Genomic DNA, 21,690 nt, shown 5'->3' on the forward strand with positions numbered 1-21,690 from the left:
TCGGTTTTGCCGTTCCGGGAATAATGTGCCGATATGGCTCTGAAATTCGATACCAGCTTCGAACCGCACTACGGCCGGGCCGTGAACGTGGCACCGGACGTACAGCGCGTCACGGTGCGAAATCCCAGCCCCTTCACTTTTCATGGCACCAACAGCTATGTCGTCGGGCGCGACACGCTGGCGGTGATCGATCCAGGGCCTGATGATGAGCCGCATCTTCAAACCTTGCTCGACGTGATCGCCGGCAGGCCGGTCAGCCATATCTTCGTCAGCCACACGCATCGCGACCATTCCCCGCTGGCGGCCCGGCTAAAGGAGCGCACCGGCGCTTTGGTGATGGCGGAGGGGCCGCACCGACCGGCAAGGCCATTGCATATCGGCGAGACCAATGCGCTCGACGCCAGCGCCGACACCGCTTTCGTTCCCGATATCGCACTGCCGGACGGTGTGTTGGTCGACGGCGACGGCTGGGCGATCCGCACGGTTCTGACCCCCGGCCATACCGCCAATCATGCGGTGTTCGCGCTGGAAGGAACCGGCATCCTGTTTTCGGCCGATCATGTCATGGCGTGGGCGACATCCATTGTCGCGCCGCCGGACGGAGCGATGGCCGATTACATGGCATCGCTGGACAGGCTCATCGCGCGCGACGACAGCCTGCTGCTGCCTGGCCATGGCGGGCCGGTGACGAAGCCGCGCGCTTTCATGCGCGGGCTGAAGACGCATCGCAAGATGCGCGAGCGGGCCATATTGGAGCGGGTCAGGGCCGGCGACCGGACCATTCCCGACATGGTCAGGGCAATCTATCGCGACACCGATCCCCGGCTGCATGGCGCCGCCGGACTGTCGGTGCTTGCCCATCTCGAAGACCTGGTGGCGCGCGGCATGGTGTCGACGGACGCCGCCCCCGCTATCGACGGCATTTTCACGCCAACTCGGTAGGCCTGTCTGGCCCGGACGCCACCTGCCCTGGTCACAGGCACGGGATCCGAGGAAAAATGACTATTCGGCAGGCGCCGCCCCGACCTGGCCGGCGACTTCCTGATCGAGTTCCGCCAGGAAATCGGTGACGCGCGCGGCATTGTCGCCAAGGTCGTAGCGGCCGTAACGCGAGGCCGACCGCATGTCGACGATCACCGTATCGCCGTCGTCCGTCACACGGATCGCCACATCGGCCGGAAGGCCGAGCACGAAGCCCTTGGCGACAGCGGTAATGGTGACGTCGCTTTGCCCGGCGAGGTCGGGATAGGGTTCGGAAAGCTCCCAGCTGCGCCGGTCGAGCACGGTTTCGACGGCATTGACGATGGTCTCGAATGGCAGGTCGTAGCTGCGCGCGGTGACCAGCGGATAGCTGTCGGTCTGCAGCCTCTGTTCGCCTGGTGTGGATGGGACAAGCACATTCATGTCCTTTGTCCGGTCGCTGACGTCGAGAGCGGGCGGATCTTCGAAATCGGTCGAGATGTCCCGGAGCGGCGGACAGATCGTCGCCCAGTAGGCGGCAACGCCATAGGGAACCAGCACCAGCAGTGCCAGCAAGGCGCCGACGGTCAGGTCGCGGCCACCGCGGTCACCAAATTTCCATAGCCTCGAAAAGGCAAAGGCGGCAAACAGCAGCGCCAGCGCCGCCAGCAGCGCGACAACGCCCAGCACCCACAGGAACACCGGCGTTTCGACGAGATCGAAGCGATGGCCGACGAAGTCGGTCAGCAAAAGCACCGCTGAAAATGCGCCGATGCGCCGCGACCAGCCGGCAGCCTTCGACGTTCGCCGTTCGGGAATGCTAACCATTGTTCTCTGCGCTGCCCCAACCCGGACGGAGGTTTAGTGCCTTTTCGCGACGGCTTGAAGCCGAAACACGCAACATCCCGTCAATCCGTCGGCAAGCGATAATCCCTGAACTGCTGGCGCAAGGTGATCTTTTGGATCTTGCCGGTGGCGGTATGCGGTATTTCGCCGACGAAGGCGACATCGTCGGGCATCCACCACTTGGCCACCTTGCCGTTCATGAAGTCGAGAATGTCCGCCTTGGTCGGCTCCTTGCCCGGCTTGGCAACGACGACCAGCAAGGGCCGCTCGCCCCATTTCGAATGATGGACGCCGATGGCCGCCGCTTCTGCTACGTCCGGATGGCCGACGGCCAGATTCTCAAGATCGATGGTCGAAATCCATTCGCCGCCGGACTTGATGACGTCCTTGGCCCGATCGGTGATCTGCATGTAGCCGCCGGCGTCGATGTGAGCGACGTCTCCAGTGTCGAACCAGCCGTCCTCATCGAACTGCTCCGTGCCGACGCCACCATAATAGGCGCGAGCGACGGCGGGTCCACGCACCTTCAGGCGGCCAAAGGTCTTGCCATCCCAAGGTTGCGGATTGTTCTCGTCGTCGGTCACCTTCATTTCGACGCCGAAGGGCGGGTAGCCCTGCTTCTGCTTGACATCGAGCCGGGCCTCGCCCTGGAGATCGGCATATTCGGGCTTCAAGGTGCACAGCGTGCCGAGCGGCGACATTTCGGTCATGCCCCAGGCATGGATGACCTGGACGTCGTAATTGTCCTGGAATTTCGTCATGATCGCACGCGGGCAGGATGAGCCGCCGATGACGACCTTGTTCAGGTAGGGCAGCTTCTTGCCGGTCTCCTCCAGATATTGCAGCAGCATCATCCATACGGTCGGCACAGCGGCACTGAAGGTGACCTTCTCGGTGTCGAGCAACTCATAGATCGAGGCGCCGTCCATCTTGCAGCCGGGCATGACCAGCTTGGCGCCGATCATCGGGCCGGCCTGGCCAAGGCCCCAGGCATTGGCGTGGAACATCGGCACCACCGGCAGGATCGTGTCGCGCGACGACAGGCCCATCGCGTCCGGCATGGCGGCGATCATGGCGTGCAGCACGTTCGAGCGATGGCTGTAGACGACGCCCTTGGGATCGCCTGTCGTGCCCGATGTGTAACACATGCCGGCGGCGGTGCCTTCGTCGAAGGTCTTCCAGGCGAAATCGCCATCGACCTCGTCAAGCCAGTCCTCATAGGCGACGGCATTGGGCAAGGTCGTTTGCGGCATGTGCGCCTTGTCGGTCAGCACAATCACCTTTTTCAGCGATTTGACGGCACCGGCGATCTTCTCGAGCAACGGTATGAAGGTGAGGTCGACGAAGACGGCCTTGTCCTCGGCATGGTTCATGATCCAGACAATCTGCTCGGGAAACAGGCGCGGATTGAGCGTGTGATAGATCGCGCCGACGCCCATGATGCCGTACCAGGCCTCGATATGGCGCGCCGTGTTCCAGGCGAGCGTGGCGATGCGGTCGCCCAACCCATAGCCGTCTCGCTCCAGCCGCTGGGCGACCTTGAGAGAACGACGATGGATGTCGGCGTAGGTGGTGCGCACGATCGGTCCCTCGATCGAGCGCGACACGATCTCGCGCATCCCATGTTGCCGTTCAGCGTTGTCGATAAGCTTGTGGCACAGCAGCGGCCATTCCTGCATCAGCCCCAGCATCTGATTCCTCCTCCCTCGCGCATTTTGCGTCGTAGCTTTGGTTCATTGTGAAGCGAACCGGCGGATTGTCCAGTCACCCGCTTGCGCGGCGAATGAATTTCAGAGTTCCTGCCGCAACGGCAAGCGGTTGAATTCTGGCATGTTTTGGATTTCGGGTTGCTGGGCACTCGTGCCACCGCGATGGCAGGAGTGTCAAAGCCACCGCAATGGTGGCAGTGTCCTACCCCGCGAAATGACCGGGAAATCCGCCACAATCCGGCCATCGTCGGCGTTAAGGTTCGTTAACGGGCAAGGGGCGATTGGCGACTGAAAGAGGTTCGCATGGACGCGCAGATCGACGACAAGGCCCTTGAGAGCACACTTGCCGAAAGTCTGGCCGATCTGGTGCCGGACGAAAAGACTGTTTCCGAAGACGAATTTGTTGAAGTTGTCGGCGGCGCGCTCGAAGCGGTCGGCGGCACGCTGCTGTTCAAGATGTGCGTCAAGAATGAAGGGGAAGGCCAGCACGTCGCGGCCGCCTCCGTCGGCGCTGGCGGCAATCGCCAGTTCCTGCTGCTCACTCTGCCGACCGGCGGCGGTTCGCTGAAAGTCGAAACCGTTTCGAGAAGCAGCAATCCGGTGGCGGGCATCGCGGCCGCCTATGCCGGACTGATGGACGCATTCAAAACCGCCGCCTGAGCCTCGGCTGACACGCGAAAGCACGCCAGGCCTCGGCGACTGGCGCTCGTATTCGTGATGCGAACGCCCTTGTGCAACAGCTGTGTCCGCCACACTTTAAGGTGCCAGGCAAGGAGAACAGCATGGACAAGATCGCCAACCCGGCACCCGGCTTCCAGCGCAATCCCGACAAGATCATCACCATCGAGCCCTATGTCGGCACCGTCACGGTGCGCGCCGGCGACACGGTCATAGCGTCGTCCACCAAGGCCAAGGTGTTGACGGAGGCTCCCTATTCCCCAGCCTTCTATATTCCATTCGCCGACATCGATTTCGACAGGCTGAGCGGCACCGAACACTCGACCCATTGCCCCTACAAGGGCGATGCCAGCTATTGGAGCGTGCTGCCTGCCGGCGAGGCCGGGCAGAACGCGATGTGGGCTTACGAGCGGCCTTTCGACGAAATGACCGAGATCCGCGACCACGGTGCGTTCTACGCCAGCAAGGTAACGATCGAAGCCACGCCCGGCTGAACGGTCGCCAAGGACAAGACAGCGCTACCGGTTAGTCCGTCGTACCATGATTGCCTGTGCCATCGGCGTCGTCGAGGCGCACAAAGGTCATGCCTTTTTCCTTCAGCGCCAACAGGCCCTGAACCACACCCTCGCCGGCGGCATGGGTCGGCTGGTTGATGTGTGAGATGATGACGTCGCCGTCCTTGGCCGCGGCGATGCGTCTGGCTGTTTCCTTGGCGCCCAGCAGCGAGCCGCCATCACCATTGATCGAGAAGCCGGCAATCTTGAAGCCGAGCTTGCGGATCATCGCGATCGCCGAGGGGCTGTACTCGGCGGTTGCACCGCGGAACCATTTCGGTGCCGGCTCGCCGGTCCTGGCCAGGGCCGCAGCCCCCGACTCGACCTCGGCCAGCACAGCCTCCGGGCTGCCGGCGCTGCGGATGCCATAAATCTTCTGCGGCGTGTCGACCGCCGGAACATGGCGCCCGCCGTGATTTTCCAGCTCGAACAGGTCGGGATGCGCCCGCATGATCTCGACTGCCGCAGCGTTGCGCTTCAGCCAGATGCCGGTGACGAAAATCGTGGCGGGGATCTTGTTTTCCACCAGCGCCGAGAGAATGCGTGTGTCGGTCTGTCCGCCGCAGGCATCGAGCGTGAGCGCAACGCGGCCGGCGCCGCTTGCCGCGGGCTTGATGTGCAGCGTGGGTTCGACCAGCGGGGCGGCATGGACGCCGGATACCACCGCCAACGACATGGCGATCATGCAGAGATGTCTTTGCAGCAGACGCATCAAACCGAGTTCCCTATTGGAGCAGTTCACCGTTTCGCTGAAACGGTGACCCGCCCCAACTCCTTGTTTTGGAGCAATTCCTGACGGAAAACCGCTTCACACTTTTCCTGGAATTGCTCTACCGATTTCAAGCCGGTATCCCAAGACCCGCATGAAGGCGGAAATCGGGACGATGGATAGCAGAAAAATGCCCGGCGCGGCAATTTGACCGCGCGCTGGTGCACGAGCCATTCGACAGCCTTCGATGTTCGATCGCCGCTCAGACAGCGCGTTCCCGCTTCATCTCGGTGCGCGCGAGGAGCTCGCGCGCCGCTTCGACGACAGGTTTCACCTCAAGCCGCCACACGCAGCACGCCTTGCTGGGGTCCTTCGGGCTGCATAGGTCCTTGGCTACGCAGTCGCACGGCATCGATGGCCGAAGCGCGATGCTGGGCACGCCGACAGGCCCCCAGCGCGACGGATGCGTCAGGCCGAAAAGTCCGACAACCGGTGTGCCCGCGGCGGCGGCCATATGCATCGGACCGCTCTCATTGCCAAGAAACAGCCGCGCCTGTTCGAGAACAGCCAGCAAGGTCTCAAGCGACAGCGTCCCGACAAGGTCGACGACCGGCGTCGCCGTTCCGGCGATGATCCGCCTGGCAGCCTCGCGTTCGTCAGGGCCTCCCACCAGGGCAACGGCCAATCCGCTGTCGGTGGCAATCTCGTTGATCGCCTCGGCAAATCGTTCCGGCTGCCATTGCCGGCCCTTGAAGCTCGCACCCGCATGCACGGCGACGAAGCCGTTCGGGTGGAGACGGTGCTTGCTGAGAAGCGCCAGGGCTTTCATGGTCTCCGATGGCAGCGGCTGAATGCTTGGCACCGTCACACGCAGATCGATGCCAAGCGCTTCAAGGGGCGACAGATAGCGATAGACAAAATGCTGGCCGCCAAATCCCTGTGGTTTTGCAAACAGATTGGCGGGCTGCCGCTCCAGCAGTTTCAGGGGCCTCTCGGGCGGATTGTAGCCGATGCGTGTCTTTGCGTTGACGAGCCCGCTGACGAGGCGCGAGGTCTTGGAATCAGTCAGGTCGATCGTCAGGTCGAAGCGGAAGCGGCGCAGAGCCCGCACCATGGCATAGAGCTCTTTCCCACGCTCCAGCGGGGTGCCCCGCATGCGGGACCGCCTGAACGCCACCACTTCGGAAGCGATGCCATGCGCCACCACGAAACTCTCGAAGTGCGCTTCGCAGAGGAACACGATCCTGGCGCCCGGGAATTCGAGTTGCAGGTTCCTGGCGAGCGTCGAGGCGAGAACAATATCGCCGATGAACTTCGTTTGAATGATCAGGATCGAGCGAAATGGCGCGGGTGAGATCTGCAACATGTGATTCCGGGTGCAATTGGCGGGCCATCCGCAAATTGGGCAGGAACAATGTCGAGATTACGCAATGCCTTCAGCACATTCGCGTGAGTTTTCATACAAAATCGTAAGCTTTGATTCCCCTATCCACGTCGCGTTTTCGCCACCTGCACCGCGGCTTGCGCGGCCGCTAGCCTGGCGATCGGCACGCGATATGGCGAGCACGACACATAGTCGAGACCGACCTCCTCGCAGAAACGGATCGATGCGGGGTCGCCGCCATGTTCGCCGCAGATGCCGAGCTTGATGTCGGGCCGGGTCGCCCTGCCCTTTTGCGCCGCCATGCGCACCAGTTCGCCGACGCCGTCGATGTCGAGCGAGACGAATGGGTCCTGCTCGATGATGCCCTTCTGGCGGTAGGTCTCCAGGAACGAGGCCGCATCGTCGCGTGAGATGCCAAAGGTGGTCTGGGTAAGATCGTTGGTGCCGAAGGAGAAGAATTCGGCCGATTCGGCGATGACATGAGCACGAATCGCCGCGCGCGGCAGCTCAATCATGGTTCCGGTCAGGTAGTCGATCTTGACGCCGGTCTCGTCCATGACGCTCTTGGCGACCGCATCGATGCGCGCCTTCACATAGTCGAGTTCCTTCACCAGGCCGACCAGCGGCACCATAATCTCAGGCACGACCAGCGCGCCGGCCTTCTTGCCGGCCTCGACGGCGGCCTCGAAAATGGCGCGCGCCTGCATCTCGGCGATCTCGGGATAGGAGACGGCCAGCCGGCAGCCGCGATGGCCGAGCATCGGGTTGAATTCGTGCAGGGCCTCGGTGCGCTGCCTGAGTTTGTCGGGCGACACATTCATGACGGCCGCGACCTCGGCGATTTCGGCTTCGGTCTTGGGCAGGAATTCATGCAGCGGCGGATCGAGCAGGCGGATCGTCACCGGCAGGCCGGCCATGATCTCGAACAATTCCAGGAAATCCGAGCGCTGCATGGGCAGAAGCTTGGCAAGGGCGGCACGCCGCTCCTTTTCGGTGTCGGCCAGGATCATCTCGCGCATGGCGACGATGCGCTCGCCGTCGAAGAACATGTGCTCGGTGCGGCAGAGACCGATGCCTTCGGCGCCGAAAGAACGCGCCATGCGGGCGTCGAGCGGCGTTTCGGCGTTGGTGCGCACCTTCATGCGGCGCACCGCGTCGGCCCATTCCATGATGGCGGCGAAATCGCCTGATAGTTCGGGCTGCAGCATCGATACGGCGCCCTTCAACACCTGGCCATTGCTGCCATCGATGGTGATGATGTCGCCCTTGCGGAACGTCTGTCCCATCGAGAGGAGCGTGCCGGCCTTGTAGTCGACGCGCAGCGAGCCGGCGCCAGACACGCAAGGCTTGCCCATGCCGCGCGCGACGACGGCGGCATGGCTGGTCATGCCGCCGCGCGTGGTCAGGATGCCCTCGGCCGCATGCATGCCGTGGATGTCCTCCGGGCTGGTTTCGATACGCACCAGGATCGCCTTGCGGCCTTGCGTCTTCAGATCCTCGGCATCCCCGGAGGAAAAGACGATCTCGCCGGTGGCGGCTCCGGGCGACGCCGGCAGGCCGACGCCGATGACGTCACGCGCGGCCTTCGGGTCGATGGTCGGGTGCAGCAACTGGTCGAGCGAGGCGGGGTCGATGCGCGCGACGGCTTCCTCCTTCGTGATCAGGCCGTCCCTTGCCATTTCGACCGCAATCTTCAACGCTGCCTTGGCGGTGCGCTTGCCCGACCGGGTCTGCAGCATCCACAATTTGCCGCGCTCGATGGTGAATTCGAGGTCCTGCATGTCGCGGTAGTGCTTTTCCAGGCTGTCGGAGATGGTGACGAAGGACTGGAACGCGTCCGGCATCAGCTTCTGCAGCGAAGGCTTGTCGGAGCCGGCGGCGATGCGGGCGGCCTCGGTGATGTTCTGCGGCGTGCGGATGCCGGCAACGACATCCTCGCCCTGCGCGTTGACCAGGAACTCGCCATAGAGCTGCTTTTCGCCGGTCGACGGGTTGCGGGTGAAGGCGACGCCGGTGGCCGAGGTCTCGCCCATATTGCCGAACACCATGGCCTGGACGTTGACCGCCGTGCCCCAGCTTTCGGGGATGTCGTGCAGACGCCGGTAGGTGATGGCGCGGTTGTTCATCCAGCTCGAGAACACCGCACCGATGGCGCCCCAGAGCTGTTCGTTCGGATCCTGCGGGAAGGGTTTGCTGAGCTCCTCCTCCACCTTGGCCTTGTAGAGTTCGATGACGCCCTGCCATTCGGCTGCCGTCAACTCGGTGTCGAGTTCATAGCCCAATCCGCCCTTCTGGTCCTCCAGGATTTCCTCGAACACCTCGTGGTCGAGGCCCATGACGACATCGGAATACATCTGGATGAAGCGGCGATAGCTGTCATAGGCAAAGCGGGCGTCGCCGGAATCGGTGGCCAGCGCCTCGACGGTCTCATCGTTCAGCCCGAGATTGAGCACGGTGTCCATCATGCCGGGCATCGACGCGCGGGCCCCGGAGCGCACCGACACAAGCAGCAGCTTCGACGGATCGCCGAACCGGCGGCCGGTCAGCCGGCCGATCTGATCGAGCGCTACCGCGACATCGGCTTCCAGGCCCGCCGGATAGGCACGGCCATTGGCGTAATAGGCGTTGCAGACCTCGGTGGTGAGGGTGAAGCCCGGCGGCACCGGCAGGCCCAGGCTGCACATCTCGGCCAGGTTGGCGCCCTTGCCGCCCAGCAGATTCCTGTCGCTGGCACGGCCTTCCGCCGCACCATCGCCAAAGGTGAAAACCCATTTGGTCATGCTTTGCGCTCCGGTTGCAGGAGATTGGAAAGATTGGCGAAACGGAAAGTTCCGCCCTGCTCCGACTTTGGAGCGATATGATGCTGCAGTGCGAAAGGCAAGCGCCGGCAAAGCCGTCCTGCCGCTACAATCGATTAAGAAAAAGCCTCGCCCGGACATGCGGCAAAAAGACTTGCCACCTCACGGTTCGACGACTAGAACATAAAGGGAACGTAGAGGTGCCCATGAAACTGACTGGAAAACTCGACTATCTGGAAATGTCGGCGACCGGCGGCACGCTGGACCGGTTGAAGGCTTTCTACAGTTCCGCCTTTGCCTGGTCGTTCACCGACTATGGGCCGACCTATTCGGCCTTTTCCGAAGGCCTGGACGGCGGTTTTCAGGCCGATGCCGCAGAAGCACCGGCCAAGCCGCTGCCCGTGCTCTATAGCGACAACCTCGAGGAAACCTTTGGCGCCGTCGAAAGCGCCGGCGGCACGATCGTCAAGCCGATCTTCCCGTTCCCCGGCGGCCGGCGCTTCCACTTCGTCGATCCGGCCGGGAACGAGCTGGCTGTCTGGGGTGAATAGCCCGCTCGGACAGGATCCGGTGGCATTGTGGACTGCTCGATTTGGGCGTTCTTGCCCTCGCTCATAAAGCATTGTGCTTTTCGGCTGCTCTGCTAATAACGCGCCGCACAAGCGACTCTGACGGCTATTGGGGCGTCGCCAAGTGGTAAGGCATCGGTTTTTGGTACCGACATTCCCAGGTTCGAATCCTGGCGCCCCAGCCAGTTCATGATTGTGTATTTAAATCAATATCTTAATGAACTTTTCATCAGGGCACCAGACTAGGCCCGCTTGGCAACGAACCGCATGAACCGAGGCGACTGCTTGCCGCAGTTGAACAGCAGATCGAGGATCGACACCTGGTGAATGAACCCCTCCCAGAGCTGGGGATAGGCAGGATAGCCCTCGTAGTCGAACCATTCGAGATCGATGCCCTTGAGCTCGAAGACGTCGGGCACGATGTAGTCCTTCGCGGACGGCCCGGAAACGTAGACCGTCCCTCCGGCCTGGGCACAAATGTCGGCCAACCGCTCGGTTTTCGCACCGTTGAGCTGGTACGCGCTGGACGATGTGATGGCCGTAGTGATCCCCAAATACCCGCATATTGCCGCGATGAAGCAGCGGTTCAGCTCCGATATGTGCGTGTAGTGGCGGCTATAGAGCGGCTCCAGCCATTCGGCTATTTCCGAAAAGCAGCTCGCCCGGCGATAGTTCAGCTGCAGCTGCCGCCAGTGCGATTGAGCCCAGTCGGCGCCGTCTATCTCGGTCTCGAAAATCTTCTGAAGGTATTTTCCCTTGGTCACGACAGGCACGGTCAGCCATTGGGGCCCAGTGGGCGTCTTGATCTTGTTGCGATTGCGCCAGTCGCGACGGGTATATTGCATGTCGTCGTAGAGGATGAACTCGTCGACCGAAGCGATGAGGTCGAAATATCCCTTCCAGGGGATATAGTTCGACTGAAGAATGGCCACCCGCTTCGTCATCTGCCCGCAGCTTCACTCACCAAGAATCATGGGAATAGCTCAACGTCCTTGCGGATTGTTCAGCGGTGACCGGCGCTCAGCACCGCGGCCACGCCCTCCTGGGCGGCGAGACTGAGGCCATACCACAGCGGCAGTCTGATCAGGCGCGCTGCGGCTCCGGTGGTGACCCGCAGGTCGCCGTGGGTCCGGCAGTAGCGTCGGCCAGCCGGCGCTTCGTGCAACGGAACATAGTGGAAAATGGCGTCGATGCCATTTTCCCGAAGACGGGCCAGCACGCCGCGCCTGTCCACTCCTTCGGGCAGCAGCACGTAGTAGAGATGCGCATTGTGTTCGCACTCGGCCGGAACGATTGGCCGGCGAAGCAGCCCGGCCTGCTCCAGCGGCGCCAGCAGCTCGTGATAGCGGTTCCATACCCGCAAACGCTCCGCGGTGATCGATTCCGCATCCTCGAGCTGGGCGAGCAGGAATGCCGCCAGCAAATCGCTGGGCAGATAGGAGGAGCCGACGTCCTGCCAAGTGTATTTGTCGACCTCGCCACGGAAGAACCGGCTGCGGTCGGTTCCCTTTTCGCGGATGATCTCAGCCCGTTGGCTGAGTTCTGGGTCATTGATCAGCAGCGCGCCGCCCTCACCCGAAATCAGGTTCTTGGTCTCATGGAAGCTTAGCGTCCCCAGATCGCCGATGCTGCCGAGCGGCCGCCCCTTGTAGCGCGCCATCGCACCCTGGGCAGCGTCTTCGACGACCTTCAGCCCGTGCCGGTGCGCGATATCGAGTATGGTGTCCATCTCGCAGCCCACTCCGGCATAGTGGACCACCACGATCGCCCGTGTCCTTGGGGTGATCGCGGCCTCTATCAGGCGCTCGTCAAGATTGAGGGTATCCTCTTATGTCGACGAATACCGGCACGCCGCCGCGCAGCACAAACGCATTCGCCGTCGATGTGAATGTGTAGGACGGCATGATGATTTCGTCGCCGGGAACAATATCCAGCAAGAGCGCCGACATCTCCAGCGCCGCCGTGCATGAATGGGTCAGAAGCGCCTTTGCGCACCCGACATGCTCCTCGATCCAGGCATGGCAGCGTTTGGTGAAAGCCCCGTCACCGGACATGTGCTGGGCTACCCGCGCCTCAGCGATGTAGAGCATCTCCCGCCCGGTCAAATGCAAGCGATTGAATGCAACAGGCAGCGACCCTGCCGTCCGCAAAGGCTTGTTCAAAGAATCGGACACTGTCGTCCCCCCGCCAAACGGCGCTACTGGTGTCGCCGAAAGAAAGTACCTCCTGTACTTCAACCAGGACAGTTCCATTAATTGCCGGCTTGAGCAAGCCAACTTGGGAAATTGGACGTGAGAACATCCGATTTTGGCGCTGAGGGGGTAGAATGAAGGACGCCAGGTTGACGGTGTTGCTTTTCCTGGGGCAACGATAGCTGAAATGAGACGTCGGGCGGAAGCGCCTGGCGCAGCAATGGACCGATTCTCCTTCATGAAGCTTTCCGTCGTCAGCACGCTCTACAAATCAGAGCCCCATATCGCCGAATTTTGCGACCGGGTCTCTGCCGCGGCGCGTCGCCTGGTCGGGGATGAATTCGAGATCATCCTCGTCAATGACGGCTCCCCCGATGGCAGCCTCGACCTCGCCGTCGCGCGTAGCACGGTTGATCGGCACGTGACCGTCATCGACCTGTCGCGGAATTTCGGCCACCACAAGGCGATCATGACCGGGTTGGCCCACGCCAAGGGCGATCGGGTGTTCCTCATCGACAGCGATCTCGAGGAAGAGCCCGAGTGTCTGCTGCCCTTTGCGGAGCAGATGTCGGAACAGAAACTCGATGTGGTCTATGGGGTGCAGGAATCTCGCCGTGGCGGCGCCTTTGAACGATGGACCGGCGCGCTATTCTTCACAATCAATGACTGGCTGAGCGACTTCCATCTGCCGCGCAATCTGGTGATCGCGCGGCTCATGACTCGCGCTTACGTTGCCGCGCTCGTCAGCCATCAGGATCATGAGTTTATCATCGCTCATCTGTTTCAGCTGACCGGTTTTCGTCAAGACTCACAGGTCGTCGTCAAGCACGCCCTGTCCCCTACGACGTATTCGATCAGTCGCCGCATTCAAATGGCGGTGCGTTATCTTATGACGACATCAACCAGAATTCTTTACTTGATATTGTATTTTGGATTAACGATTTCACTTTTATCGGTATTGACGATGGCATTTTATCTCATGAGATATCTCGTCCATGGCATTGGCGTTACCGGATTTACATCCATAATCATTTCCATTTGGTTCTTCGGCGGCATGACGATGCTTGTCCTTGGCCTTCTCAGTGTCTACATTGCCAATATATTGTCCGAAACCAAACGTCGTCCCTACACGATAATTCGAGATATTCATCGCGGCGCAGCGATGGGTGTCGAGGGGCAGGCCGATGGCAATGCCGTCGCTGAAGATCGATCATCCCTTGGGTCAGAGCGTGTTCGCGACTAGCTAGTCTTCGACGCCATCACGCTCGGCATTCTGTACTGCTCTGCCAAGTGTTCTTTCCAGCCAGTCGACCACCGATACCCCCTCGGCCGCCGCCGCATCCAGCAGCTGGTCGCGCAATTCGGGAGAAACGCCCTCCAGTTTGCCGAAATAGCGGGTCCGGTGCGATCCGCCCCGTCGCCCGGGGAATGTGACGTCGAGATCGAGCGGCGGCTCTCCCTGGCCCTTCACGAAGCTGATCAGATAGAAGGACCCGCCGAGAATCCACCGGCAGGCGACCTGTCGCGCATCGACCGGGATGCAGTCCAGCGGCGCACGATGGCGAAACAGGGGATCGGAGTTTTCCAGGATCTTTGCGAATTCGCTGTTCGCCAGCCAGGGCGCGATTCCTTCGTCGCCGACCACGACCCGTCCGTTCGGCTTCACGACGCGGGTGATTTCAGCCAGGGCCTCCTTGTGGTCGGGGAACAGATTGAAGCCGCCGAAATGATAGGCCGCATCGAAGAAGCCGTCGGCGAAAGGCAAATGCATCACATCGGCGCAGAACAACTGCAGGCGTGAAGTGTCCTTCTTCGCGCGATGCAGGCGACCCTGGCCCGTCAGCAGCATCTCGAATGAGAGGTCGCCGGCAAACACGTCAATGGGCATATCGAGCAGATGGATGGTGTCGCGGCAGGTCCCGCAGCCAATTTCGAGCACCTTGCTATCCGGCCGAAGCTCGAGCTGGGCAAACATGTCCCGGCGCGTTTGCTCCTCGTCCGCCAGCAGCGTGGCAAATAGTGCCTCGATGCCGCGATCATATTCGCTTGCCCGCTCGCGGTAATAGGCCTGGCTCTCGGAAGAGGCCTGCACCTCGCCGGAGCGGATGAGCAGTTGCGGAATGTCGTCGATCAGGGGATAGCGCTCGTCTGGCCCGCCCAGCAAAGCGGAGCCGTCCGGCGCCTCTGTCAGCGGCTGCCTAGTCAAGGGGAAACAAAGTTCAATTCCGGTATCATTCGCGGAACCGTCCATTTAGACTTGGATTCACGATTCTGTGAGCGAAAACCCACTGATGGTTATGCCCATGACGTCTATTGGCACCCCGGCAACGGACAGAAGCGGGGCAATGTTGCTTGAGGTCGCCCGCTACTATGGCGACAAGGTGCAGGCGCACGGCCCCAGCCCCAAGGGTGTGGATTGGAATACAGAAGAAGGCCAGATCCTTCGCTTCAGGCAATTGGCATCGTTGATCGACCTGCCGGGCGACTTCACGGTCAACGATCTGGGGTGCGGCTACGGTGCTTTGCTGCCGTTCCTCGCCGATCGCTTTCCCGGCGTACGATACTATGGCTGCGATGTGGCTGCAGAGATGATCGAAGCAGCGGCCACACTTTTTGGTGATCGTTCCCAAGCGCAGTTTGCCGTCGGATCAGTGCCGGCGCAGATTGCCGATTTCGGCTTTGCGAGCGGTATCTTCAACGTCAAGCTCACACGTCCGGACGATGAATGGGCGGCTTATCTGGAGTCGACGCTGGATGTCCTCCATGCCACCAGCCGGCGCGGCTTCGCCTTCAATTGCCTTACCTCCTATTCGGATATGGACAAGAGAAGAGCCGATCTCTTCTATGCCGATCCAAGGCAGCTTTTCGACATCTGCAAGAAAAAATATGCGCAGCGCGTGGCATTGCTGCACGATTATGGTCTCTATGAATTCACCATCCTGGTCAGGAAGTCATGAAGCGGCCCATCGTCATATTCGGAGCAGGCGATATCGCTGAACTCGCCCACTACTATTTTACGCGCGATTCCTCTTACGACGTCACCGCCTTTACCGTGGACAGTGCATTCCTGACCCAGGATCGGCTGGCGGGCCTTCCTGTCGTGCCATTCGAGACATTGACCCGGGACTATCCGCCGAGCAGCCATAGTGCGTTCGTGGCGCTCAGCTACAGCAAATTGAACGAGGTTCGCCGCGAAAAATACCTGGCGCTCAAGGCGCTGGGCTACGATTTCGCCAGCTATGTCAGTTCCAGGGCAACAGTCCTCAACGACGGTAAAATCGGCGAAAACTGCTTCATTCTCGAGCACAACGTCATTCAGCCTTTCGCATCTATCGGCAACAATGTGACGCTGTGGAGCGGCAATCACATCGGGCACCACTCGCGCATTGCCGATCATTGCTTTCTTGCCTCGCATATCGTGGTCTCGGGCGGGGTCGATATTGGCGAGGCCTGTTTCCTGGGTGTCAACGCGACGCTGCGCGATCATATCCGTGTGGGCGAGAGGTGCGTGATCGGCGCCGGAGCGCTAATTCTGGCGGATGCGGCGCCCGACGGGGTCTATCTCGGCAACGCCACGGAGCGGTCTAAAGTGCCGAGCTCGCGGCTGAGAAAGATATGACGCGATTACGCTTCAAGCGCGCCGGATTGGTATGCCGGCCGGGCGGCTCGCCCTGGGAGCGTTCGCATTGCCAGAACCCCTTTGCCCAGAGGCTGGGCAACGAAACATACCGCATTCATTTTGCAAGTCGCGATGACAGCAATCGCTCGCGAGGCGGCTGGGCCGAGGTCGCCGCGACCGCTGACGGCCTGACCCAGATCGCCCGCTCGGAGCGTCCATCCCTCGATATTGGCCAGCCGGGGACATTTGATGATGCGGGCGCCATGCCCGGCTGTCTCGTCAATCACGAAGGTCGCTTGCTGCTCTACTATACCGGCTGGTCACTCACCCGCACGGTGCCATTCACCTTCGCAGTCGGGATCGCGGAATCGCGCGACGGAGGCCGGCATTTCGATCGTCTGTCCGAAGCGCCTGTGCTCGGCCGCAACCACTACGATCCCCTGCTTGCCGGCGCGCCCTGGGTGCTCGTCGAAGACGGCAATTTCCGCATGTGGTATGTGTCCGGCCTGCGATGGGAGGTCGACCCGGAAGGGAAGAATGCTCCTATCCACTACTACACCGTCAAGCACGCGACGAGCCGCGACGGCATGAATTGGACGACCAACGAGCAAATCTGCCTGCCCTTCCATGAGGGAGAGCACGCCATCGCCCGACCGGTCGTGCAAAGGACCGATGCCGGCTACGAAATGCTCTATTGTGCAAGGCGTTTGGGCGAAACCTACCGAGTGTACCGCGCCACATCCGTCGACGGGGTACACTGGGAGCGCGACAGGGTGCCACTGCTCGACACCAGCGCCAGCGGATGGGATTGCGAGATGGTCTGCTATGCCAGCCTGTTGCACACCGCGGAGGCCAGCTTCCTGCTCTATAATGGCAATGGTTATGGGAGGGATGGGGTCGGGGTCGCTATCCTGGAACCATGACGGAACGGTCGACAGTGCCGCGTTCGCGGCTCAGGGGGATATGACCCCGTGCGATGGGAGAAGCTCGGCCGCCTGTTCTGCCCGACCGGTGATGTCGATTGGATGCGCTCGCACGCCACCATGCCGATCGCCGAGCACGTTTCGGGCAATCTGTTCAGAATCTATTTCGGCTCTCGGGATGCATCGCAACGCTCGCATACCGGCTATGTCATCGTCGATCTGTCGTCGCCGGCGCGGATCCTCGAGGTAGCCCGGTCGCCTGTCCTGGTGCCGGGAGCCCTCGGCGAATTTGACGACAGCGGCGCCCTGGCGAGTTGGCTCACGGTCGCGGGTCCGACGCGATATCTCTACTATGTCGGCTGGAATCTGGGCGTCACCGTTCCCTTTCGCAACGCCATCGGCCTCGCCACGGCGCCGCCCGATGGTTCGTTTTCACGGTTCGCCGCGGGTCCGCTGGTTGATCGCTCGATGACAGAGCCGCATTTTGTCGGCAGTTGCTGTGTGCTGCATGAGGCCGGCCTCTGGCATATGTGGTACACGTCCTGCGTCGATTGGAGCCCATCGGCGAATGGACCAATCCATCGCTACCACATCAAATATGCGAGCTCCGACGACGGCATCCACTGGCGCCGTGACGGGAGGGTCGCCATCGATTTCGCGACTGAACAGGAATATGCGATATCTCGACCAGCGGTTCAGCGAGACGGCGCGCTGTGGCGCATGTGGTATGCCTATCGCGGCGACCGCTATCGCATCGGCTACGCCGAATCGGCCGATGGCCTGAACTGGACCCGGATGGACCATGAGGTGGGCATCGCGCGTTCCAAGTCAGGCTGGGATTGTGAGATGATCGAGTATCCAATTGTGTTCGATCATGGGGGGCAGCGCTACATGCTCTACAACGGCAATGGCTACGGGAAGACCGGCTTCGGCCTGGCCGTGCTCGTCTAACGGGGATCGAGCGGACATATGATTATTTGTCCGCGCTGCAGTCTACACCATGCATCCCTGGACGCGGGTTGTCCGGCCTGCGGCTTCGTTCCCGCCATCCTGAACGGCTTCCCCGCCTGGGCGCCCGAAATGGCAACCGAAGGCGGTGGGTTCCACGAGAGCTTCTTTGCCGAACTTGCTCATCGCGAGGCTGGAAATTTCTGGTTCGAGGCCCGCAATACCATCATCGTTCGCACGCTGAGGCGGTTCTTTCCGCAGTTGCAGTCATTCCTCGAGATCGGCTGCGGCACTGGGTTTGTGCTCAGCGGCATCGCCCGCGCCTTTCCCGAGGTCCGGCTTGTCGGGACCGAAATCTTCGTTGCAGGGCTGCCCTTTGCCGCCGCCCGCGTGCCGTCGGCAAGCTTTGCGCAGATGGACGCGAGACGATTGCCCTATGCCGCGGAATTCGACGTGATAGGGGCGTTCGACGTGATCGAGCACATCGATGAGGATGTCGATACGTTGGAGAATCTGAAACGCGCGGTAAAGCCCGGCGGGGGCGTGATCATTTCCGTGCCGCAGCACAAATGGCTTTGGAGTGACATCGACAAACAGTCGTTTCATTTCCGGCGCTATGAAAAGCGGGAGCTGCATGAAAAGATCGCAGGCGTGGGACTGGAGATCGTCTACAGCACGTCGTTCGTGTCGCTGCTGTTGCCGCTGATGTTCCTGTCGCGGCAACGCAAGAGCAACAGCGCCGAGTTCGACGCCGGCAGGGAATTTCGCCTTGGACGGGCCACAAATGCCTCTTTGCGAGCCGTCATGGGGATCGAAAGCGTGATCCTCGCATCGGGCCTGACCCTTCCGGTCGGCGGATCCAGATTGGTGGTGGCGAAGCGCCCGTGACTGGCGGCACTCGCCGGGAAAGCAGCCGGCACCTTACCGACAACAGCAACGTTGCCTACGGCAATCGGGTCGCCGCCAACACCACACCGAGGACAATCAAGCCATTGCCGGCAAGGGACTGCCAGCTGAACCGTTCGTGCAGGAACAGCACCGAACTGGCAAAGACCAGAGGATAAGCCAGCGCTGCAAACGGGAAGGCTACCGATAGCGGAATTCTTGAGATCGCGGCGTACCAAAGAACGCTCGAGAAGACGAGGCCAAGACCGCCTATCCAAACCTTCCAGTCGGCGAGCAAACCAAGCAAATAGGGCCAGCCTTGCTCAAAGCTGAACGGCACCGTCCCATGGTCGGTCAGGCGAGACTTGATGATGATCTGGGCTGTGGTGAGCAGAAGCACAGCCGCAACAATAAGGGCAATGCCGGTGGCACGGTTATCCAGTTTGCTTCTCCATCTGCTCGAATCGGCCGGCGCCTTAGCCTTTGGACTGTAGCATGCCAGCTGTCCATTCTGGGCTGGGCTGGCGGCTGCAAACGCGGGGCGCGCCCTCCCGGGAGCCTCTCGGTCGACCAGGAACCGTTGATACCGGCTTCGATTGGCCAGTTCAGGTTGACAAAGGCGAAGCCAAACGGTCCATCTAGGCCAGTTGTCGTGCCCGGCCCTGGTTTCGGGCTGTGTGCACGGCATGGCGCAATTCCAGGAAAAGTGTGTAACGGTTTTCCCACAGGAATTGCGTCAAAACAAAAAGTTGGAGTGGCTCGCCGTTTCCGTGAAACGGTGAACTGCTCCAGGGGGAGCCCAACCGAACCATGGCAATCCAGGAGCAGTCCCGGACAATCCCGGCTGAGCAGAATTTGCCAGCAGAGGGACTGTCCAAAGCCAGGTCCTATTGGTTTCCTGCGGCTGTATTAATTCTGGCGATCAATTTCTGCTTCCTCGTATTTTACGTTTTCGTGAAATACAAAACCATATTTCACTCCGACAGCGCAATGAAAGTGCTGCTGGCGCGAGAAATCGTCCAAAGCCACAATTTCTTCCCGCCGGATTGGTATTATGGAAACAACGACATTGTCGTTGTATCGGCCATCTCTTTATCATACCGGCCCTGGCCTTTCTTCCCGCCGGCTTTACAGTTCATGCGATCTCGGGCCTCGTCACATCCATACTCGTGCTGCACAGTGTATGGCTGGCTGCCGGCCTGGCGCCGATCGGCAAAACACGGCGGATGCTGATAACCGCGTCAGTAGCGGCGGGAATATCCGGAGTTCTGGCCGAAAATCTCTACGGACAGGCGTCGTACGGCACAATTCTCTACATGTCGCTGTATTCGATATACTGCCTCGTCAGGTTGATGAGAGAGACGTCGACGAAGAACGTCGTCATATGGAGCGTTTTGCTCTGGGCGCTGACTACGGCCGAGTTCTGGGGCAATCCTCAGCGCGCGATCGTTACCATAGGGATGCCGCTGATCGCCGCCGCGCTGTGGTCGATACACAGGCTGCGTCCCGCAGGTGTGGGAAGAGCTTCCTTGGTGGGCGCGGCCGCCTCGATCGGCGCAGCGATAGGTGGCGGGACCATCCTCTATGGCGTGACCTTTGCGCATGTAAACAATGCCGCGCGCGACGCGGCCTCCGTCCAATGGCTGCCATACGAGACGATCGTCAGCAACCTCGTGGTGCTGGGCAAGGAGGTCCTGGCGGTTTTCGGCGGGTCTCCGCCCGGAGGCAGCGGGCTTCTGACCGTGGTCGGCCTCTACGGCGCGCTGCGATTGATTGTGGCAGTCCTATTGGTGTCGTTGATCGTGCGGTCGGTGGCGACATCGGCGAGACCGCACGACGAGGTCAGACCGCTCGCCATCTATGGATCTTTGGCGCTTCTGTCGGTGTGCCTTCTGCAAGTGGCAACGACCATTCCAAACCTTGCCGATCCGATCGGCAGTTCCCGTTACCTGGTACCGGCGCTCGTCACGATGGCCATCGTGGCGTTGGCCACCCCTCTCGACTTGCGACAGAGACCCATCGAGTTCCTCAGCGTAGCGGTCGTCTTTGCCGGATTGCTGACAAGTGCCTACCCGACGTTTGTCAAGTCGGATGCGTGGTCGCGTCTGAGCCTGGGGCAGCAGAAATCCCGTGCCGTCGATCTGTCGGACTTGGCGCGCTACCTCCAAGACAATGGGCTGACCTATGGCTACGCCACCTATTGGAACGCCGGCACGGTCAGCGTGTTGTCCGACGAACATGTCCTGGTTCGGCAGATTGCCCTGGACAGCGCCCTGCCGATGCCAATGCGCTTCCTGTCTGCTGACCGTTGGTACAATGCCGATACGTGGAAGGGCGAGACGTTTCTTCTGCTGACACAGGAGGAAGCAAACAAGATCGACTGGAAGCGGCTGGCGGCACTCGGCTTACCCGTTTCGCGGAAACTTCAATTCGGCAATCTTGGCATCTTTGTATTCGCGGAAAACATTGCTGCGAAGCTGCCGGGTTGGGATGTTCGGTTCATGCAGCCGGTAACATTTCATGCCGACGCCCAGGCGCTTACGCAAGTGGGCTCCCTGCAAGAGCGCGGCGACGGGAAAGCGCTGGTGGCGCCGCCGGAAGCGAACGGCGCGTTGTACTATGGTCCCTATGTGAGCGTCGCCCCGGGAACGTATCGCCTTACCTTTGACGTCGAAGCCAACAGCAGTCCGACTGCCGCGCTGCGCGTTGACGCGGCTGCATCACCGGGCGGAATAGTTATAGCTCAGAAGGATTTGACGGAAAGTCACGGCCCCCAACAGTTGCTCTTCTCGCTCGACCACACATCGGTTATGGAGTTTCGGGTCTGGACCTTGGGAACCGGCGCGGCGGCGTTCAAATCCGTCACCATCGAGCGGGCACATCCGTAGCAGCGGAAGCAAGGCCGTGCCGCTTTCG

At 61.1% G+C, this 21,690-nt stretch carries 22 protein-coding genes and 1 tRNA gene; 13 read left to right on the forward strand and 10 right to left on the reverse strand.

Features of this window, described 5'->3' with window-relative positions; translation table 11 throughout:
• The first annotated feature begins 33 nt into the window (after positions 1-33).
• Positions 34-942 carry an MBL fold metallo-hydrolase gene (locus AC0V7N_RS29925; protein ID WP_475451786.1) on the forward strand — a complete coding sequence of 303 codons (909 nt, stop codon included), beginning with the start codon at positions 34-36 and terminating at the stop codon, positions 940-942.
• 60 nt (positions 943-1,002) lie between these two features.
• On the opposite strand, the gene AC0V7N_RS29930 is transcribed toward AC0V7N_RS29925, so the two are convergent.
• Together AC0V7N_RS29930 and AC0V7N_RS29935 are read right to left on the reverse strand one after the other, a co-directional pair.
• Positions 1,003-1,788 (reverse strand): DUF1499 domain-containing protein, encoded by a 786-nt coding sequence (locus tag AC0V7N_RS29930; RefSeq protein WP_475451788.1) that lies wholly within the window; start codon positions 1,786-1,788, stop codon positions 1,003-1,005.
• An 80-nt stretch (positions 1,789-1,868) separates the two neighbouring features.
• Positions 1,869-3,497, reverse strand: coding sequence for a fatty-acid--CoA ligase (locus AC0V7N_RS29935; protein ID WP_475451790.1), 1,629 nt, complete (start codon positions 3,495-3,497; stop codon positions 1,869-1,871).
• 321 nt (positions 3,498-3,818) lie between these two features.
• Here AC0V7N_RS29935 and AC0V7N_RS29940 point away from each other — a divergent pair, with 321 nt between their 5' ends.
• On the forward strand, positions 3,819-4,175 hold the full coding sequence (locus tag AC0V7N_RS29940) for a hypothetical protein (protein WP_475451791.1): 357 nt from the start codon (positions 3,819-3,821) through the stop codon (positions 4,173-4,175).
• A gap of 122 nt (positions 4,176-4,297) precedes the next feature.
• Positions 4,298-4,687, forward strand: coding sequence for a DUF427 domain-containing protein (locus AC0V7N_RS29945; protein ID WP_475451792.1), 390 nt, complete (start codon positions 4,298-4,300; stop codon positions 4,685-4,687).
• A 31-nt stretch (positions 4,688-4,718) separates the two neighbouring features.
• Here AC0V7N_RS29945 and AC0V7N_RS29950 read toward each other — a convergent pair whose 3' ends face one another.
• The 3 genes from AC0V7N_RS29950 to ppdK form a co-directional block, all read right to left on the reverse strand.
• Positions 4,719-5,459, reverse strand: a complete 741-nt coding sequence (locus AC0V7N_RS29950; protein ID WP_475451794.1) for a polysaccharide deacetylase family protein — start codon at positions 5,457-5,459, stop codon at positions 4,719-4,721.
• A 259-nt stretch (positions 5,460-5,718) separates the two neighbouring features.
• Positions 5,719-6,822, reverse strand: a complete 1,104-nt coding sequence (locus tag AC0V7N_RS29955) for a glycosyltransferase family 9 protein (RefSeq protein ID WP_475451795.1) — start codon at positions 6,820-6,822, stop codon at positions 5,719-5,721.
• A 119-nt stretch (positions 6,823-6,941) separates the two neighbouring features.
• The gene (gene ppdK, locus AC0V7N_RS29960; protein WP_475451796.1) at positions 6,942-9,620 is read right to left on the reverse strand and encodes a pyruvate, phosphate dikinase; all 2,679 of its coding nucleotides are present in this window, start codon (positions 9,618-9,620) and stop codon (positions 6,942-6,944) included.
• Positions 9,621-9,844: 224 nt separating this feature from the next.
• On the opposite strand from ppdK, the gene AC0V7N_RS29965 reads away from it, so the two are divergent.
• Both AC0V7N_RS29965 and AC0V7N_RS29970 read left to right on the forward strand, forming a co-directional pair.
• Positions 9,845-10,189 (forward strand): VOC family protein, encoded by a 345-nt coding sequence (locus AC0V7N_RS29965; RefSeq protein ID WP_496627458.1) that lies wholly within the window; start codon positions 9,845-9,847, stop codon positions 10,187-10,189.
• A 128-nt stretch (positions 10,190-10,317) separates the two neighbouring features.
• A tRNA-Gln gene (locus tag AC0V7N_RS29970) sits at positions 10,318-10,392 on the forward strand.
• 57 nt (positions 10,393-10,449) lie between these two features.
• Here AC0V7N_RS29970 and AC0V7N_RS29975 read toward each other — a convergent pair.
• Genes AC0V7N_RS29975 through AC0V7N_RS29985 form a run of 3 tightly spaced genes read right to left on the reverse strand, consistent with a single transcriptional unit; the run spans position 10,450 to position 12,381 of the window.
• Positions 10,450-11,151, reverse strand: coding sequence for a WbqC family protein (locus tag AC0V7N_RS29975; protein ID WP_475451798.1), 702 nt, complete (start codon positions 11,149-11,151; stop codon positions 10,450-10,452).
• 59 nt (positions 11,152-11,210) lie between these two features.
• Positions 11,211-12,008: a dTDP-4-amino-4,6-dideoxygalactose transaminase gene (gene rffA, locus AC0V7N_RS29980; protein WP_496628037.1), complete on the reverse strand. Its 798-nt coding sequence runs from the start codon at positions 12,006-12,008 to the stop codon at positions 11,211-11,213.
• A gap of 7 nt (positions 12,009-12,015) precedes the next feature.
• Entirely contained in the window at positions 12,016-12,381 is a 366-nt protein-coding gene (locus AC0V7N_RS29985) for an aminotransferase class I/II-fold pyridoxal phosphate-dependent enzyme (protein ID WP_496627459.1), read from the reverse strand.
• A gap of 256 nt (positions 12,382-12,637) precedes the next feature.
• On the opposite strand from AC0V7N_RS29985, the gene AC0V7N_RS29990 reads away from it, so the two are divergent.
• Entirely contained in the window at positions 12,638-13,642 is a 1,005-nt protein-coding gene (locus AC0V7N_RS29990) for a glycosyltransferase family 2 protein (protein WP_475451800.1), read from the forward strand.
• On the opposite strand, the gene AC0V7N_RS29995 is transcribed toward AC0V7N_RS29990, so the two are convergent.
• Positions 13,643-14,605 carry a methyltransferase domain-containing protein gene (locus tag AC0V7N_RS29995; RefSeq protein ID WP_496627460.1) on the reverse strand — a complete coding sequence of 321 codons (963 nt, stop codon included), beginning with the start codon at positions 14,603-14,605 and terminating at the stop codon, positions 13,643-13,645. It abuts the gene before it with no gap.
• Between the two features lie 139 nt (positions 14,606-14,744).
• Here AC0V7N_RS29995 and AC0V7N_RS30000 point away from each other — a divergent pair, with 139 nt between their 5' ends.
• From AC0V7N_RS30000 to AC0V7N_RS30020, 5 genes are all read left to right on the forward strand, one after another.
• A complete protein-coding gene (locus AC0V7N_RS30000) occupies positions 14,745-15,356 on the forward strand; it encodes a class I SAM-dependent methyltransferase (RefSeq protein ID WP_475451802.1) in 612 nt (203 codons plus the stop codon).
• Positions 15,353-16,018 (forward strand): NeuD/PglB/VioB family sugar acetyltransferase, encoded by a 666-nt coding sequence (locus AC0V7N_RS30005; protein ID WP_496627461.1) that lies wholly within the window; start codon positions 15,353-15,355, stop codon positions 16,016-16,018. Before AC0V7N_RS30000 ends, AC0V7N_RS30005 begins: the two co-directional genes overlap by 4 nt.
• On the forward strand, positions 16,015-16,941 hold the full coding sequence (locus AC0V7N_RS30010; RefSeq protein ID WP_496627462.1) for a glycoside hydrolase family protein: 927 nt from the start codon (positions 16,015-16,017) through the stop codon (positions 16,939-16,941). Before AC0V7N_RS30005 ends, AC0V7N_RS30010 begins: the two co-directional genes overlap by 4 nt.
• A 48-nt stretch (positions 16,942-16,989) precedes the next feature.
• Complete coding sequence (locus AC0V7N_RS30015) at positions 16,990-17,892, forward strand: glycoside hydrolase family protein (RefSeq protein WP_496627463.1); 903 nt, start codon at positions 16,990-16,992, stop codon at positions 17,890-17,892.
• Positions 17,893-18,021: 129 nt separating this feature from the next.
• Positions 18,022-18,777 carry a class I SAM-dependent methyltransferase gene (locus AC0V7N_RS30020; RefSeq protein ID WP_475451807.1) on the forward strand — a complete coding sequence of 252 codons (756 nt, stop codon included), beginning with the start codon at positions 18,022-18,024 and terminating at the stop codon, positions 18,775-18,777.
• Positions 18,778-18,832: 55 nt separating this feature from the next.
• Here AC0V7N_RS30020 and AC0V7N_RS30025 read toward each other — a convergent pair whose 3' ends face one another.
• The gene (locus tag AC0V7N_RS30025; protein WP_475451808.1) at positions 18,833-19,174 is read right to left on the reverse strand and encodes an EamA family transporter; all 342 of its coding nucleotides are present in this window, start codon (positions 19,172-19,174) and stop codon (positions 18,833-18,835) included.
• A gap of 410 nt (positions 19,175-19,584) precedes the next feature.
• Between AC0V7N_RS30025 and AC0V7N_RS30030 the strand changes: the two genes are divergently transcribed.
• Positions 19,585-20,007 carry a hypothetical protein gene (locus AC0V7N_RS30030; RefSeq protein WP_496627464.1) on the forward strand — a complete coding sequence of 141 codons (423 nt, stop codon included), beginning with the start codon at positions 19,585-19,587 and terminating at the stop codon, positions 20,005-20,007.
• Positions 20,001-21,662 (forward strand): hypothetical protein, encoded by a 1,662-nt coding sequence (locus tag AC0V7N_RS30035; RefSeq protein WP_496627465.1) that lies wholly within the window; start codon positions 20,001-20,003, stop codon positions 21,660-21,662. The genes AC0V7N_RS30030 and AC0V7N_RS30035 overlap by 7 nt, the downstream gene beginning before the upstream one ends.
• Positions 21,663-21,690: the final 28 nt, after the last annotated feature.

The organism is Mesorhizobium kamtschaticum, assembly GCF_056174585.1.

Coding starts and splice junctions, on each gene's coding strand:
- AC0V7N_RS29955 (WP_475451795.1), bottom strand. CDS start 6,822: ATGTTGCAGATCTCACCCGCGCCATTTCGCTCGATCCTGATCATTCAA.
- AC0V7N_RS29935 (WP_475451790.1), bottom strand. CDS start 3,497: ATGCTGGGGCTGATGCAGGAATGGCCGCTGCTGTGCCACAAGCTTATC.
- AC0V7N_RS30005 (WP_496627461.1), top strand. CDS start 15,353: ATGAAGCGGCCCATCGTCATATTCGGAGCAGGCGATATCGCTGAACTC.
- AC0V7N_RS29975 (WP_475451798.1), bottom strand. CDS start 11,151: ATGACGAAGCGGGTGGCCATTCTTCAGTCGAACTATATCCCCTGGAAG.
- AC0V7N_RS29950 (WP_475451794.1), bottom strand. CDS start 5,459: ATGCGTCTGCTGCAAAGACATCTCTGCATGATCGCCATGTCGTTGGCG.
- AC0V7N_RS29925 (WP_475451786.1), top strand. CDS start 34: ATGGCTCTGAAATTCGATACCAGCTTCGAACCGCACTACGGCCGGGCC.
- AC0V7N_RS29945 (WP_475451792.1), top strand. CDS start 4,298: ATGGACAAGATCGCCAACCCGGCACCCGGCTTCCAGCGCAATCCCGAC.
- AC0V7N_RS30030 (WP_496627464.1), top strand. CDS start 19,585: ATGGCAATCCAGGAGCAGTCCCGGACAATCCCGGCTGAGCAGAATTTG.
- AC0V7N_RS30010 (WP_496627462.1), top strand. CDS start 16,015: ATGACGCGATTACGCTTCAAGCGCGCCGGATTGGTATGCCGGCCGGGC.
- AC0V7N_RS29940 (WP_475451791.1), top strand. CDS start 3,819: ATGGACGCGCAGATCGACGACAAGGCCCTTGAGAGCACACTTGCCGAA.
- AC0V7N_RS29930 (WP_475451788.1), bottom strand. CDS start 1,788: ATGGTTAGCATTCCCGAACGGCGAACGTCGAAGGCTGCCGGCTGGTCG.
- AC0V7N_RS29990 (WP_475451800.1), top strand. CDS start 12,638: ATGAAGCTTTCCGTCGTCAGCACGCTCTACAAATCAGAGCCCCATATC.
- AC0V7N_RS29965 (WP_496627458.1), top strand. CDS start 9,845: ATGAAACTGACTGGAAAACTCGACTATCTGGAAATGTCGGCGACCGGC.
- AC0V7N_RS30035 (WP_496627465.1), top strand. CDS start 20,001: ATGCTGATAACCGCGTCAGTAGCGGCGGGAATATCCGGAGTTCTGGCC.
- ppdK (WP_475451796.1), bottom strand. CDS start 9,620: ATGACCAAATGGGTTTTCACCTTTGGCGATGGTGCGGCGGAAGGCCGT.
- AC0V7N_RS30020 (WP_475451807.1), top strand. CDS start 18,022: ATGGCAACCGAAGGCGGTGGGTTCCACGAGAGCTTCTTTGCCGAACTT.
- AC0V7N_RS30000 (WP_475451802.1), top strand. CDS start 14,745: ATGTTGCTTGAGGTCGCCCGCTACTATGGCGACAAGGTGCAGGCGCAC.